Raw genomic sequence first — 15,101 nt, 5'->3', positions numbered from 1 at the left:
CAAACAACAAGCTACTTCCCTACGCCCCCCTCATTCCTCCAACTCTTATGTGCTTTCCCCACCCCACGGTAACAAGCCACTTATTGACGTTCAGTTACTGGAACACTCGGTTGCATGGCATTAGCTTGAGGGTTAAGCTTCGGTATCAAAGCAACTTCTGTGATTTCTACAACTTTATCAGGGAATGCACGGTGAACTCGAGCGGAGAAGAAGCATGGGGCGAGTGCCCCTATGCTGTCAAAACAAATTCTGTGGTATCTGCAAGTGAGTCGGGATTGAAAATACGTGTTGTACGGAGAAACGGAAAAAAGGCTTGGGAACGAGAAAGTTTGCGAGGTACTGACTCTAGAGTCACGAATTAACACCGGGCACATTCTGTGGTATCTGCAAGGAACAGCGCGCGCTGCAGAGGTGCAGGATAGCAGGGCAGGCCGCTATGCTGTGACGTGCCCCTCCCCGGCATTCGACTCACAGCACAAAAAAATACCCCCTGATCTCCCGCGAATACATCGCAGAGGACAAGGGGGTATGACACATTATTCGATGCGATCCCAATCGACATCGAGTCCTTGGTCGTCCCGCTCTTGCAGGCGACCTTCTCTAGCATCCTTCTGGAGTTGTTCGAGCCAGCGGAGTTCGGCAAATGCACGCTTGTAGGTGCCGACCAGCATTTGCAGAATGACGCGCGGCACGACGCCGACGTGTTCGTCGTACAGGCTGCGCATTTTCGTCATGAGCATTTTTTGCGCCAGGATTTTATGCTCGAGAATGTTGGCAATTTTCGCTTGATCGCCGTGGACGGTGAACGGCAGTGCCACGTAGAGCGGGTGATAGTGCCTAATCGATTCATGAAGCTGGTGCGCCAGCAAATCCTGAAATTTTCTGCGACCTGCGTCGGTGATTTGGTAAATCGTTTTTTCCGGGCGATTCGTTTCCCGTACCACTTCCAGCGCTTCGACAAGCCCCTCTTTATGCAGTTGATCCATCGCATAGTAGAGCGAGCCGTCTTGGAGCTTCATGTAGTTGTGCATGCCGCGTTCTTTCATCGTTTGACGAATATCGTAGGTATGCCGATTGGTTTCCATTAGTAATCCAAGTATGACGAGCTTCATCGACATGGAAACAGCCTCCTAGTGTCCTGCAGGTGCGCTCCCTTTCACTGGGGCTTTCCCCGCTTCGATCCTTGCATTCCCCATTAATAATATGAAAACAAGGCCGAGGACCGCAAGTACGATTGTTGTCTGGAACACGGTGGCAATGGAATCTGCAAGAGCTGTCAGCAGCTTGTGGAGGACATCCTGCGGGATTTGGGACCGTACTTCCGGCTGCAGCAGTGCACGCGCATCATGGAACTTCTCGGCCATCGACGGGTCATTCAGCGAAGCGGTGATGTTGCTTTTCAGCGAGTTAATCTGAATGCTGCCGAAGATCGCAACGCCGATCGCCGAACCGACGGAACGGAAGAAGCTGACCAGCGACGTAACCGTGCCGCGGCGGCGGAAATCCATTTTATGCAGCGCGGACATGGACGTAATCGGGAAGCCGGCACCGATGCCAAGCCCCATGAGAATCATGTAGATCGTGATCATGCTGCGCTTCGAATCGATCGAAATGCTGCCCAGCAAGGATGTCGCCACTATCAGAATCGTTACGACGACCAGCATAATGTTACGGAACGAGTAGCGTCCCAGGAACCGTCCTCCGATCACGCTGGAAGCGACGACACCCAGCATCATCGGAGTCAAGATCGAACCCGAACTGGTCGCAGAGCCCTCGAACACGCCCTGAATGAACAGCGGAATATACGTACCGGCGGAAATCAAAACGGCGCCGTAGGCAAAGCTGACACCCATGCTTGCGGTGAACAAGCGGTTTTTGAACAGGTCAAGAGGGACGATCGGCTCTGCCGCTTTCCGCTCAATCAGCAGGAAGACCAGCAGAAGCACGACGAAACCGACGAAGAGCCCAATAATTTGCCAGGAATCCCAGGCATATTCCTTGCCGCCAAGCTCGAGTGCAAACATCAGGGAAAGAATCGCTGCGGTAAGCATAATGGTGCCGCCCCAGTCGATTCGCGCCTTGCTGTGTTCCACAGATTCATGGTACGTGAAAATAATCAAAAGCAGCGAAACAATGCCAAGCGGCAGGTTGATGAAGAAAATCCATTCCCACCGGACATGATCCGTAAAGTAAGCGCCGATAATCGGGCCGAGTACGCTTGATAAACCGAATACGGCTCCGAATAAGCCTTGCATTTTACCGCGCTTCTCTGGAGGGAAAATATCAAAAATAATGGCGAACGTAATCGGCATTAACGCCCCGCCGCCGATCCCTTGAATCGCGCGATACACGATAAGCTGCGTCATGGACGTCGACGTTCCGCAAAGTGCGGACCCGATCATAAAGATGATAATCCCGATCAGGTAAAACAATTTTCTGCCGTACATATCCGACAATTTGCCGAATATCGGCATGGCAGCCACGTTCGCGATCAAATAGGCGGAAAACACCCAGACGAACTGGCTAAAGCCTCCGAGCTTCGCTACGATGGTCGGCATGGCCGTCGACACGATCGTTTGATCGAGGGAAGCCAGCAGGAGTCCGAGCATCAACGCAACAACGGTGACGGTCGTATTAGACTTGCGCGCGGTAGACATACGTGAAATCTCCTTATGTTTGTGGTATAATACACAAATTATTATATTCAAATTTGAATATAGGGCAAGTTAAATTTCGACTGCTATTTTTGTTCCAGGCTTTCATTCCGTAGCATGCGTTCCCTCCCCCACAATTATCCATGAAGGTTGCCACCGCCCATTCGCTATCATATAATAAGGTTAACAAAAGGTTTTTATGTCCTTTACAATTTCGATAAATTTTATTTGTAATATCTTACTTTGACAATGCAGGAGGTATGCCCATGAATATGAACCAGTTGGAGACGCTGCTCACGATTTCCAAGACGATGAGCTTCCGCAAAGCTGGGGAGATTCTTAATTTGACCCAACCTGCCGTGTCCGCCCAGATCAAAAGTCTCGAAGACGAATTCGGTACGATACTTATTGATCGCAATCAGCCGGTTACACTTACGGACAGCGGCAAGCTGTTTCTGGAGCATGCGGAGAGAATTCTCCGGATTGCCGGGGATTTGAAGCAGCGCTTGAGCGACTTGCAGCAAACACCGCAGGGCCATATCCACATCGGCACGACAACCTCGATTGCGATGCAAATTTTGCCTCGCGTGCTCTCCTATTTTCAAGATCAATTTCCACTCATCAAAACGACGATACATTCCATGACGTCCTCGCAGATCATGACCTCGGTCGAAAGCAGCCAGATCGATATTGGCATCGCGTATTTGTTCGAGAAAAATCCGGCGTTGGAGACATCGGTGCTGTATTACGACAATTTTGAGCTGATCGTTTCAACCAAGCATCCTCTCAGCCGTTTTACCCATCTGTCGATCGAGAAGCTGCGCAACATTCCGTTCATCATGCTCTCGCCTGAAACGGCGGGTCGGCGTTTTGTCGACCAAATTTTTAAAACATATGACGTAACACCGCACATTGTTATGGAACTTTCCTCCAGCGAGGAAGTGAAGCGGATGGTTGAGCTGAACCTCGGCGTCGCGATTATTTCCAAGCTGTCGGTGATGGATGAAATTCGGCACGGCTCTTTGAAAATGGTGAAAGTGAATGAACTGGATATTACTCATCCGGTCGGCGTAGTATATAAATCGGGCCGATACTTGAACTCTGCCATGCAGCAGTTCCTCAGCGATTTGAAAGGCATGCCTGAAACGCAATTTCTGGGCTCGGAATAGCAGGCCGCCTGCCTAACCAGGTCTCGGGCTCAACCCATATGCAGATACTTAAGGAGGTCTCTCTCGATGAAATTCGATTTACATACGCATCATGACAGATGCGGACACGCGCAAGACCGTATTCGCGACTATATTGAAGCGGCGATTGCTGCCGGGCTGCAGGTGATCGGCATTTCGGACCATTCCCCGTATTTTGGAAGCCCTGAGGATCATGCACAGCCCCTGATTGCCATGGCGAAAAGCGAATTCCCTCGCTATGTCGCGGAGGTGTTGGAGCTTAAGAAGGAGTACGCCTCGAAAATTACCGTGCTGCTCGGTGTAGAATCGGACTTTTTCCCTGAGCATGCGGATGTATACCGCCAGGAGTATGCGAAATATCCGTTCGACTACATTATCGGCTCCGTCCACTTGTCCGGTGGTGTCTCGATCTTCAATCGCAATCGTTGGAAGCATCTGAATGACGCCGAGAAAGTGGCTCACAAAGAAGAATACTACCGCTTGATCGCAGAATCCGCCCGCTCCGGCATGTTCCAGATCCTCGGCCATATCGATGCGATGAAAGGCTTCTACCCGGCTTTCTCCGACATCCAGACGCCGAAGGTTGACGAGACCCTCCAAATTATTGGCGAAGCCGGCGTAGCTATCGAAATCAATACGTCCGGCAAAACGAAAGATGTCGGCGGCTGGTATCCGTCGCATGCGATGCTGGAGCGCGCGCTTCATTACGGCGTCGAGGTGACGTTCGGCTCGGACGCGCATATCCCTAGCCGTGTCGCGGACGACTGGGAGGAAGTCCGAAGCACGTTGAAAGACATCGGCTTCAAGCATTGGGTGTATTTTCAAAACAAAGAAAAGCAGATTGTTCCTCTGTAAAGAATGAATGATAGCAAACCGACGAATAAAAATGAAAACAGCGACAGCCGAGGACACGAATAAAGTCCTCGATACTGTCGCTGTTTCAGTTGAATTAGCATGTTAAACATTTTTATGAGGAAGAGCGTAGAAACGCTAGCTTGACGCACAACTCTTCTTGCGTGACCTCCGTGAACTGCTCCGCCTTCATCGGCCGGAAGAAATAGAAGCCCTGCACGTGACTGCACCCGTTCGATACGAGGAAGCCCGTCTGTTCCTCTGTTTCCACCCCTTCGGCAATAACCTGAAGCTGAAACGCTTTGGCGACGGAGATGATGGCTTTAATCATCGCTCTGTCTTTGATATCCGTCTGAACGCCGCGGACAAACGATTGATCGAGCTTGATTTTGGTCACCGGGAACCGCTTCAAATAGCTGAGGGACGAATAATGGGTGCCGAAGTCATCCACGGAGATCGACACGCCCAAGCTCCGCAGCTTAAGCAGTGTGCCGATCTGGGCTTCCTGCATCGCCACATTCTCGGTAATTTCGATTTCCAAATACTTGGCTTCAAGGCCAGTTTCCTCCAAGATATGAACCAGTTTCTCGACAAAGCGATCATCATTCAACTGCTTGACCGAAATATTGACGGCTATCGTCAAGGGCTCGCTCATGACGCTGTGCCAAGCTTTCATCTGCCGGCAAGCGCCCCGCAGCACCCATTCGCCGATCGCGACGATCAAGCCGAGCTCCTCAGCGAGTGGGATAAATTCCGCAGGCGACACGTATCCTTTTGTCGTATGATTCCACCTAAGCAGCGCCTCGGCGCCAACAATTTCCCCTCGCAGGCAGTCCACTTGCGGTTGATACACGAGCTCCAGCTCGCCCCGCTCTTCCGCCTGCCGCAGATGGTTGCCCATCTCGAGCTTCGCCATCGACTGCTTCGCCATTTCCTGGTCGAAGAAGCTGTAGGAGCTGCCGCTTTCTTTTTTGGCCATATACATGGCAATGTCCGCATTCTTCAGCAGCGTTTCCCATGCCAATCCGCCATGCGGGTACTGCACAATCCCAATCGAGGCGTTGATAAAAAAGGCCCGGTTTCCGAGCAAGCACGGCGGTTTCAGCACATCGATCAAGGATTCGCAAAATGCCCGAATATCCTGCTCCCCCTCAACGTGTTCAAGGAGGATCGCAAATTCATCGCCGCCGAACCTTGCAAATGTATGGAAGACAAGATTGGCGTGCTGCACGCGATTCGCCACTTCTTGCAGCATGCGGTCGCCCATGTGGTGGCCGTGAGAATCGTTGACCATTTTAAAATTATCGAGATCGAAAAAGATCACGGCCAGCATACTGCCGTTAATTTCGTTGTAGACAATCTGCTCTTTCAGCACCATTTGAAAATAGGCCCGGTTGTGAATACCCGTCAGTACGTCATGATATGCCAAATAAGAGAGCATGTGCTCCGATTCCTGCATGCGAATGGCAGATTCCTGCAGTTCCTGTTGACCGGCCAGCAGTTCTTCGTTTACCGCGGTCAAATCTTCGTTTGCGGTCTGTAGCTGCTGTGTACGTTCCAGAACCGCATGGCTCAGTCGGTCCCGCTGCCGAAGTATGTACAGGATAAAAATGAGAGTCAGCAACATGGTCAGCAGCACCGCGAGCCGAATAATCTGAACCTGGTTGTTGATGGAGCTGATCGCATCGAGCGAAGGCGCGGCGGCCATTTCCCATTTGGCATCCCGCAAATCGACGTCCGTTACTAACGCATCCGGACCGAATAAGTCATTGCTTCCATAAAAAGCCGGCAGCCCCGGATTGCGCAGCGCCAATTGCAGTCCGCTTGATTTCCCATCATTGATGCCTGCTTCGTCCAGCAGTTGTTCCACATTCATCGCTACCGAGACAAAGCCCCAGAACACTTGGTCCTGATACAGCGGCTTGCGGGCAACAATACCATTCACCCCTTGACGCAAGTTAAATGGGCCGTCCGTTGTCATTTTTTTCAGTTCCAACGCCCGTTCCACCTGGGTTTGCACAAGTGGACGAGGATCCGTCAGCAGGTTCCAATCCATAATGTTCTCATTGCCTTCCAACGGGTACACATATTTCATAATGCCGCGCGGGGCGATAATGAGATTGAGCGCAGACGCCTGTCCACCCTGGTACAGCGCCCGGATGTAGTCGTTCACCTGGCGGTCGGTCACATCTTTCAGGAAATTGGCGCTCACATAAGCGTCCAGGCTGACGATCAGATTGAAGTTCCGGTCGATGACGGATTGCAACGCTACGGCCTTCGCCGAAAGCTGCACCTCTTCCGTCACCCGCAATTCGTGCAGCAGAGAGGTTCTATATGCATGAAGGACGAATTCCGAGGAAATCAAAACAACGACGAAGATGAGGGAAAGCAGCGTGTATTGCATTTTTTTTAACATTGAGTTCCCCCCCTGCTCTGCAACTTGTGTCAAATTTCGACACCTCCTTCTATTATTCCTTTCATTCGGGTTCCATGCAACGTTTTTTATTGGAATTTGCGCCGCATTCCCACATCTGGAAGCTTCATATATAATAGAGTCAGAGATTAGGAACGAATGGAGACATGACGATGGATATTGAGCACATTGGGATGCATTTGATTGACGAAGACACGGACCAGCCCCGCTACCAGTTCGATGAGGAAGCGCTCGAGGAATTAATGAAAAGCATCGAGGAAATCGGCCTGCTGTCCCCCATCAAGGTCAGAAAGACGCCGGACGGCCGTTATAAAATCATTTATGGCAATCGCCGCTATAAGGCGAGCCTGATGTTGAATAAACCGACGATCCCTTGTATTGTGTCGACGGTGACCGATGAAATGGAAATTTATCTGGAGCAGATCGCAGAAAATTTGACCCGTCAAGGGTTCTCGCCGATTGAAGAGGCGGAAGCTTTTCATAAGCTGATGCATGAGTCCAAGTTCAACTCTTCGCTTAAATTCTTGTCCAGCAAGCTCGGCAAGCCCGAATCTTATATTAAGAATAAGTGCGAACTGCTGAAATTCGGCAGCGCCGTGAAAAAGATGATCGTCAGCGGCACCGAAATTCGCAAGGACAAGCTGACGGAAGACCAGCTGCTGCCGCTCAAGGACGTGGCGGTCGAGTTCCGCGATGCGCTGGCGCTCACGGCCGCGCGGGACGCGCTGTCGGTGCCGGACGTGAAAAAAATCGCGAAAATGTTCAAAGATAAGGACATTTCCGACAGCATGAAAGGCAAGCTGTTGTTCAAATCCGGCCCGGAGCTCATCGAGACGTGGTCGGTCATGCAGAGCAACCGCGCCGAGCGGGCCAAAGCCGCCGCGGAGAAGGCGGAGAAGGCGCTCGCTGCGCAGGAGCGCGAGGAGGCCGCGCGGGCGGAGGCTGCGCGGGCCGCGGAGGAAAGCACGCGCGCAGAAACTGCGCGTGTAGAGGCTGTGGCCGCGCCGGCGGAGCGCGCGGCTTCGGTTGCTGCGCCTTCACCTGCGGGTGAAGGCGCGCTGGGGGCGGCTGCTCCTGCGGAGGCAGCCGGTCGTGACGCAGCGGCGGCGCAGCCCGCTGCAGCCGGGGCGAGCGCCGCGGCCGAGCCGGCGGCGGCTTTGGCAGGCGCGCTCCAGCGGCTGCTGAGCGCGCTGCCGGCCCTGCCAGCCGGCGAAGCGCAGCTGGCGGGCATGGCCCGAGCCGTGCAAGCCGACGCGGCGTTCGCACGGGACCTGCACGTCCTCGTCCAGCAGCTGGAGCAGCAGCTGGACGCCTTGAAAAAAGTGCAGGCGCTGGCGGCTGCACAATAGGTTTTGACGCAGAAGGCGTCCCCTACCGATCCAAGATCGGTTCTGGGGGGCGCCTTCTTTGCATTTGCGCGCCGGCCCAGGCATGCGCAATAGGCCCATCGCACGAAGGGAGCCTCGCAGCCGGGAGTGCATGGCTGTTTGAGCCAATGACAGCTGAGGCGAAATTTCCAGCCTCGCAGGTCGGTGGCCTCCCCATTCCCCGCAATGCCTGCAAATCCGCAGGAATATTCCGCGATCCCCTGCGGATTCGATGAAATACCTGCGATAAGGCAGGCATGTTTGGCGGTAATCCTCTTTTCGAACGGATTCGGCTCAAAAACCTGCTGGATTGCAGGTTTTTTGCAGATAACATCATTTTTGCTGACAATGTCTGCATTTTTGCAGGAATTAGCTTGTTCAACCATAACGGGCTCGTGAAATAAGCAGCTTCGCCCACTTCCATACTACCATACAAGTATGGTAGTATGGTCGTATAATCGTATCACCACTAACCCAAGGAGTGTGTCCATGAATCAATTCCAAAGACCTTCGGTCAGCTCGACGCGGGATGCGGTCTATCAAGCGCTGAAGGCTCAGATCCTGAACCTCGAGCTGTTGCCGGGCGCAGCGATTTCCGAGAAGGAAATCTCGCTCACTTTCGGCGTTTCCCGGACGCCGGTACGAGAAAGCTTTGTGCAGCTGTCGCAGGAAGGGCTGCTCGACATTTATCCGCAGCGCGGGACGATCGTCTCGCTCATTGATCTGGCGCTCGTCGATGAAGCCCGTTTCATCCGCGAGCAGCTCGAGGCGGCGGTGCTCCGCTCAGCCTGCGAGCACTTCCCGGCGGCGGAGCTGCAAGCGCTGCGGACGAATCTGGCGATGCAGCAAGCCTGCATGGAGCAGCATGACTACAAGCAAATGTTCGAGCTGGACGAGGCGTTTCACCGCGCGATTTTCGAAGGCTGCCGCAAAATGAACACATGGGCGGTTATCCAGCAGGTGAACGTGCATCTGAACCGGATCCGCATGCTGCGGCTGGCCACGGATCATCACTGGGAGGCGCTGCACGAGCAGCACCAACAGATGCTCCATGCTATTGATGCGAAGCAGCCGGACGCCGCAGATCGCCTCCTTCGCGAGCATTTGCAGGTCGGTGTCGCCGATCAGGCCATGTTAAAAGAGAAGTTTCCAACCTATTTCAAGTAAGGAGGCGAATGGACAACGATGAAGATGGTATTCCGTTGGTTTGGCGAAGGCAATGATACCGTTACGCTGAAACAGATCAAGCAAATTCCCGGGGTCGAAGGCATCGTCTGGGCCTTGCACGATGTGCCGGTCGGCGAGGAGTGGCCAATGGACCGCATTCTGCAAGTGAAGGAGGAGGCGGACCAGGCCGGCCTGCATATCAAGGTCGTGGAGAGCGTGAACATCCATGAGGATATTAAGCTGGGACTGCCGAGCCGGGATCAGTACATCGCGAATTATATCAAGACGATCGAAAAGCTTGCCAAAGTCGGCGTCAAGGTCATTTGCTACAATTTCATGCCGGTCTTCGACTGGGTGCGGACGGATCTGCACAAGGAGCTGGAGGACGGCTCTACAGCCCTCTTTTATGAAAAAGACAAAATCGCCGGGCTCGACCTGCAGGAGCACGTTCAGCGCATTAATGCGGACCCCAGCTTCTCGATGCCGGGTTGGGAGCCGGAGCGTTTGGCGCGTTTGACGGAACTGTTTGAGGCGTATGAGGGCGTGACGGAGGAGCAGTTATGGGCGAACGTCAAATATTTCCTGGACGAGATTATTCCTGTCGCCGCTGCCAACGATATTCGCATGGCTATACATCCGGACGATCCGCCGTGGTCGGTGTTCGGTCTGCCCCGCCTCATGACGGGCCAAGCGAATATTCGCCGTTTCCTCGCGTTGCACGACAGCCCGTACAACGGCCTGACGCTCTGCAGCGGCTCGCTCGGCGCGAATCCGGCGAACGATATCGTCGCGATGGTGCATGAGTTTGCGGAGCGCATTCCTTTTGCTCATCTGCGCAATGTGCGGGTGTACGAGAATGGCGACTTTATTGAGACGTCGCACCGGACGCAAGACGGCACCGTTGATATGGCGGGCATCGTCGAGGCGCTGTCGCAGCATCAGTATGAAGGCTTCTGCCGTCCCGACCATGGACGCCATATTTGGGATGAGCACTGCCGTCCGGGTTACGGCCTCTATGACCGCGCGCTCGGCATCATGTACTTATGGGGACTGTGGGATATGCATCAAAAACAGCACGCAGCAGCCACGAAAGGAGCGGACGCAAGCTTATGAGTCCATTAACGAATTTTCCATCCTTACTAGAAAAAGTTGTCGTTATCACCGGAGGCGCAGGCGTGCTCTGCCGAGTGATGGCATTGGAAATGGCGAGACAGGGTGCCCAAGTGGCGATTCTGAACCGCACGCTGGAGAAAGGGCTTGCCGTTGCAGCCGAGATTGAATCGGCCGGGGGCAAAGCGATTGCGGTATCCTGCGACGTAACGGATGCCGAGAGCGTGACAAAAGCGGCGGCGGAAGTGACCGAGCGGCTGGGCACGTGCGACATCCTTATTAACGGCGCAGGCGGCAATCATCCGAGCGCGAATACGACGAATGAAACATTTAAGCTGGAGGATCTGGCGAATCCCGACGTGCAGACCTTCTACGACCTCAGCATCAGCGGCTTCCGCCAGGTGCTCGATCTGAACTTCGTCGGCACGCTAATACCGACGCAGGTGTTCACCCGATCGATGCACGGCAGAGCCGGCGCGACGGTCATTAACATCTCGTCGATGAGCGCGCCGTCGCCGATGACGAAGGTGCCCGCGTACAGCGCCGCCAAGGCGGCTATCGAGAACTTCACGCAATGGCTGGCCGTACACCTGGCGGAAAGCGGTATTCGTGTCAATGCGATCGCCCCAGGCTTTTTCGTGACGGAGCAAAACGCCAAGCTGCTGAAGAAGGAAGACGGCTCGCTGACTGAACGGTCGCACAAAATCATTTCCCACACGCCGATGCGCCGCTTCGGCAATCCGGAGGATCTGCTCGGCACGCTGCTGTGGCTGGCCGACAGCGACATGTCCGGCTTTGTGACCGGAACGACCGTGCCGGTGGACGGCGGTTTTTTGGCTTACTCCGGCGTGTAAGCGATCTTTCCTACCCCAAAAAAAGCAGCATTCCTGAACGTGATCGTCCTTGAATGCTGCTTTTTATTTTGCTTTGTGGCGTTGCCGGAGGCCGCCTCAGAATCGCGTGGCTCGTCCAGCACCGCTTGCCTGACGAATCCCCGCCTACTCCGCAACGACCGCAGGCTCGTCCGGAATGTGCACCGTAATGCGCACAATTTCGTCCGCAACCTGCGCCAGCCCTTCCAGCAGATTCTCGCCTTGCAGAATCTGCTGCTCAAGCGCCAGCGCCGCCTCGCGCAGCCGCCCGGCGGAAATACTGCCAGCCACGCCGATGAGCGTGTGCACGGCGCGTTTGACTGCAGCCTCGTCTCCCCGATGATGCTGAATGAGGAGCTGCTCGGCGAAGTCCGCGTAATTCTTTTTGAACATGCCCAGCATCGTTGTCAGAATGCTCACCTTGCCTTCGACGCGGGCAAGCGCCTCCCGCCAATCAATGGCGGCAATACCTTTGTAGTAACTGCCCGGCTCCGGCTCCAGCCCTCGGTCAGCTGCCGCGCCCGATGCGTGAGTTTGTCCGCTCCACTTGTTTACAGCACTGTACAGCTGTTTCACGTCGAGCGGCTTGGAGATGACGTCGTTCATCCCGATCTGCAAATAATATTCGTGATCTTCCTTGGCCGCATTGGCCGTCAATCCGATAATCGGCAGTCCGGCAAATTGCGCTGTCTGGCGCAAATATTTCGTCGCTTCCACACCGTCCATCATCGGCATATGAATATCCATTAGCACGAGGGAGAAATCGCCATGTTCCAAAAGCTCAATCGCCGCCTGGCCGTTGTCCGCGATTGCCACGCGGTAACCGCGCTCTTCCAGCAATTCTTTGGCAACCTGCTGATTGATCTCATTGTCTTCGACCAATAGAAGCGAAACGGTTTGGTTGCCCTCGAATATCGGAGCAGGCAGCTTGCCGCTGTTCTCCATCGGTTCGGCATCCTTCGGGTGAAATAGAGCCGCGAGCGTCTGATGAAGCTCCAATCGGGAAACCGGCTTGACGAGAATTGCATCCGGCCACTCGGCTTTTGACAGTCCCAGAAGCTCCTCCTTGCCCATCGATGAAGTCAAACAGATCACTTTGCTGGCTGCACGGTTAAGCCCTTGCAGAAACGATTGCCACGTCTCTACGCCGTACATATCGTCACATTCCATATCCAGGAGCAGGCAATCGTAACGTTCCCGTCCCTCTTCCGCCTCCATAAGCTTTTGAGATAACGCCGACCATGAGGATACGGCCGTAACCACCATCTCGAACGATTCCATCGTGTCCTGCAAAGCCCCGCTCATCAAGGGATGATCCTCAGCGAGCAGCACGCGATACAACTCCGGCTGCTCGTCAGGGCCAAGCGTCCAATCCTCCAAATCGTGCGGCACCACAGTCTGAAACGGCAACGTAAACGAGAACCGGCTGCCCTGCCCAATGACGCTTTCCGCTTGCAGATCGCCGCCCATCAGACTGATCAAATGTTTGCTGATCGTCAGACCGAGGCCTGTCCCCCCATATTCCCGGCTTGTGGATCCCGCCGCTTGAGAGAACGGTTCGAAAATCACATTGAGTCTATCCGCCGAAATCCCGATCCCCGAGTCGACCACGCTGAAGGTCAATTGAATGTCACCTGCGAAATGGGCGGCGGGCTCGGCCAGCTCAACTTGAAGCATCACGTAGCCTGTTCTCGTAAATTTGATAGCATTGCTGCATAAGTTGAGCAGCACCTGCTTAAGCCGCAGCGGATCGCCGAGCACATGTCTTGGCATCCCCGCCGCCGTGCTGAAAATCAGCTCAATCGGACGGCTCTCCGTGAGCACGCTGCATACGCGGGAAAGCTCTTTGAGCATCTCGTCCAGATCAAAGCTGATCCGCTCGACCTCGATTTTGCCTGCTTCAACTTTAGAAAAATCGAGCACATCGTTGATAATCCCGAGCAGTGTCTGCGAGGAATAGGTGATATTGTTCAAGTAATCTCTCTGGTGAACGGAAAGCGGCGTTTTGCCGAGCAATTGCGTAAGTCCGATAATACCGTTGAGTGGCGTGCGGATTTCATGGCTCATTTTTGCGATAAACTGGCTCTTGGCCTGATTCGCTTGATCGGCGGCCATCCGCATGCGCACCTCGGTAAGATCATGCACCGTGCCTACAATTCCTTTGACACGCCCGTCCGCATGATGATACGCCGACAGTGTGATATGATAGTTGCGGGTAATTCCATCCTTGAAAAGAACGCTCAGTTCAAATGGCACATTATGATCGCTCTGCAGCGCTTCATTGAAGTTCTTATCCCATATCAATCGCTCATCAGGCTGCAGCAGCGCCGACAAGCGCTTTCCGATCAGCCGTTCCAGGCTGGTGTACTTCATAAATGGCGCCGAAACGTTAACGGAGGCAAGCACGCCTTCCGTCGTGAAACTCATGATGCCCTCATGCGAATTTTCCACTAGAATGCGATAGCGCTCTTCACTCTCCTGAATGAGCAGCTCCGCCGCTTTCCGCTCCGTAATGTCCGTCGTGGAACCGATGATGACTTCCACCTTGCCACCGTTATTCACCGGCTGCAGCGTCGTCAGCAGCGTGCGTCCGCGAAAATCCGTCTCATAAACGACCGCTTCTCCCCGGATCGCTTTTTCATATTTTTCCTTTAAAAAAGAAGCAGTCTCTTCGGGAAAGTGTGGCAGATGTTCCACCTTTTTGTGCAAATAATCGACCGGCTGGAGACCGAGCTGCGTCAATAATTGCCCGTCTATCATGGTGTACACCGGATCGCCGTCAATACACTCCAGCTTGAACGTGAGGCCCGGCTGCATGCGAAGTACCTCAACCAGCTCCTGCTGGGCATAAACGACCTGACGCTTCAGCTGCTCGGCACGCAAAAAATACCGAATCAGCCCGGCTGCGAACAAGCCGCCCGCCGCATGCAGCAGCAGCATGGGCAGCACAAGCTCTTGAAATGGGACGTGGAAAATAACGGTCATATCCACAAACAGTACAACGATCGGGCACAGCGTCAGCAGCACCCATTTTTTCCAGTACGATTTCACAACCGCATCAATGATGATACACCCTGCAAAAATCAGAAAACCGAGAATCGCAACCCGCAGCAGGGAGGAGGGGTCCATAACAAAACGACCGACGATGATCGTGATTGTTGCAATGAGTCCGGCTGGCGCTCCGCCCATGAATGTGGCCATAATAATGGCAATGGCCTTCAAATCCATAATGTGCCCGAACGAAACCACGACGCCAAGATAGGCCAGCAGGGTGCCGAACAACCCGTGGACCAGTCCCAGGCCGACTTGCTGCTTCCATTTGGCCGAAGCTTGTACACGCGCCGAATAGAAGACTTGCATGGACACAAAAATAAATACAGCCAGAATCGAAAAATTGTTCACCAAATCCCTAACCATCAATTACCCCCTGTCGAATGCCATCATGCCTCCCCTATTAT

General features: G+C 53.9%; 10 protein-coding genes. 6 read left to right on the top strand and 4 right to left on the bottom strand.

The features are described 5' to 3' along the window. Nucleotides 1–536: 536 nt before the first annotated feature. Nucleotides 537–1,118, bottom strand: coding sequence for a PadR family transcriptional regulator (locus EJQ19_RS11640; RefSeq protein WP_126141394.1), 582 nt, complete (start codon nt 1,116–1,118; stop codon nt 537–539). A 12-nt stretch (nt 1,119–1,130) separates the two neighbouring features. Beyond that, nucleotides 1,131–2,657, bottom strand: coding sequence for an MDR family MFS transporter (locus EJQ19_RS11635; protein WP_126141393.1), 1,527 nt, complete (start codon nt 2,655–2,657; stop codon nt 1,131–1,133). 263 nt (nt 2,658–2,920) lie between these two features. On the opposite strand from EJQ19_RS11635, the gene EJQ19_RS11630 reads away from it, so the two are divergent. Both EJQ19_RS11630 and EJQ19_RS11625 read left to right on the top strand, forming a co-directional pair. Continuing rightward, a complete protein-coding gene (locus EJQ19_RS11630; RefSeq protein ID WP_126141392.1) occupies nt 2,921–3,823 on the top strand; it encodes a LysR family transcriptional regulator in 903 nt (300 codons plus the stop codon). A 66-nt stretch (nt 3,824–3,889) separates the two neighbouring features. Next, nucleotides 3,890–4,696 carry a histidinol-phosphatase gene (locus tag EJQ19_RS11625; RefSeq protein WP_126141391.1) on the top strand — a complete coding sequence of 269 codons (807 nt, stop codon included), beginning with the start codon at nt 3,890–3,892 and terminating at the stop codon, nt 4,694–4,696. A 112-nt stretch (nt 4,697–4,808) separates the two neighbouring features. On the opposite strand, the gene EJQ19_RS11620 is transcribed toward EJQ19_RS11625, so the two are convergent. Continuing rightward, the gene (locus EJQ19_RS11620) at nt 4,809–7,109 is read right to left on the bottom strand and encodes a putative bifunctional diguanylate cyclase/phosphodiesterase (RefSeq protein ID WP_126141390.1); all 2,301 of its coding nucleotides are present in this window, start codon (nt 7,107–7,109) and stop codon (nt 4,809–4,811) included. Nucleotides 7,110–7,273: 164 nt separating this feature from the next. Here EJQ19_RS11620 and EJQ19_RS11615 point away from each other — a divergent pair, with 164 nt between their 5' ends. From EJQ19_RS11615 to EJQ19_RS11600, 4 genes are all read left to right on the top strand, one after another. Next, nucleotides 7,274–8,476 carry a ParB/RepB/Spo0J family partition protein gene (locus EJQ19_RS11615; RefSeq protein ID WP_241242856.1) on the top strand — a complete coding sequence of 401 codons (1,203 nt, stop codon included), beginning with the start codon at nt 7,274–7,276 and terminating at the stop codon, nt 8,474–8,476. A gap of 507 nt (nt 8,477–8,983) precedes the next feature. After that, complete coding sequence (locus tag EJQ19_RS11610; RefSeq protein WP_126141389.1) at nt 8,984–9,661, top strand: GntR family transcriptional regulator; 678 nt, start codon at nt 8,984–8,986, stop codon at nt 9,659–9,661. An 18-nt stretch (nt 9,662–9,679) separates the two neighbouring features. Next, nucleotides 9,680–10,774, top strand: coding sequence for a mannonate dehydratase (uxuA, locus tag EJQ19_RS11605; protein WP_126141388.1), 1,095 nt, complete (start codon nt 9,680–9,682; stop codon nt 10,772–10,774). Then, complete coding sequence (locus tag EJQ19_RS11600; protein ID WP_126141387.1) at nt 10,771–11,625, top strand: SDR family oxidoreductase; 855 nt, start codon at nt 10,771–10,773, stop codon at nt 11,623–11,625. The genes uxuA and EJQ19_RS11600 overlap by 4 nt, the downstream gene beginning before the upstream one ends. 144 nt (nt 11,626–11,769) lie before the next feature. Here the strand turns inward: EJQ19_RS11600 and EJQ19_RS11595 are convergent, their stop codons facing one another. Continuing rightward, nucleotides 11,770–15,060, bottom strand: coding sequence for a response regulator (locus EJQ19_RS11595; protein WP_126141386.1), 3,291 nt, complete (start codon nt 15,058–15,060; stop codon nt 11,770–11,772). Nucleotides 15,061–15,101: the final 41 nt, after the last annotated feature.

It is taken from the genome of Paenibacillus whitsoniae (assembly GCF_003955665.1).
Lineage (GTDB): Bacteria > Bacillota > Bacilli > Paenibacillales > NBRC-103111 > Paenibacillus_E > Paenibacillus_E whitsoniae.
Note: the sequence above shows the minus strand (reverse complement) of the source record. Positions and strands in the feature narration are given on the sequence as shown.

What these genes read in the sequence shown, in the direction of transcription:
- EJQ19_RS11635 (WP_126141393.1), bottom strand. Translation starts at nt 2,657, where the DNA reads ATGTCTACCGCGCGCAAGTCTAATACGACCGTCACCGTTGTTGCGTTG.
- EJQ19_RS11630 (WP_126141392.1), top strand. Translation starts at nt 2,921, where the DNA reads ATGAATATGAACCAGTTGGAGACGCTGCTCACGATTTCCAAGACGATG.
- uxuA (WP_126141388.1), top strand. Translation starts at nt 9,680, where the DNA reads ATGAAGATGGTATTCCGTTGGTTTGGCGAAGGCAATGATACCGTTACG.
- EJQ19_RS11615 (WP_241242856.1), top strand. Translation starts at nt 7,274, where the DNA reads ATGACGATGGATATTGAGCACATTGGGATGCATTTGATTGACGAAGAC.
- EJQ19_RS11620 (WP_126141390.1), bottom strand. Translation starts at nt 7,109, where the DNA reads ATGTTAAAAAAAATGCAATACACGCTGCTTTCCCTCATCTTCGTCGTT.
- EJQ19_RS11595 (WP_126141386.1), bottom strand. Translation starts at nt 15,060, where the DNA reads ATGGTTAGGGATTTGGTGAACAATTTTTCGATTCTGGCTGTATTTATT.
- EJQ19_RS11600 (WP_126141387.1), top strand. Translation starts at nt 10,771, where the DNA reads ATGAGTCCATTAACGAATTTTCCATCCTTACTAGAAAAAGTTGTCGTT.
- EJQ19_RS11625 (WP_126141391.1), top strand. Translation starts at nt 3,890, where the DNA reads ATGAAATTCGATTTACATACGCATCATGACAGATGCGGACACGCGCAA.
- EJQ19_RS11610 (WP_126141389.1), top strand. Translation starts at nt 8,984, where the DNA reads ATGAATCAATTCCAAAGACCTTCGGTCAGCTCGACGCGGGATGCGGTC.
- EJQ19_RS11640 (WP_126141394.1), bottom strand. Translation starts at nt 1,118, where the DNA reads ATGTCGATGAAGCTCGTCATACTTGGATTACTAATGGAAACCAATCGG.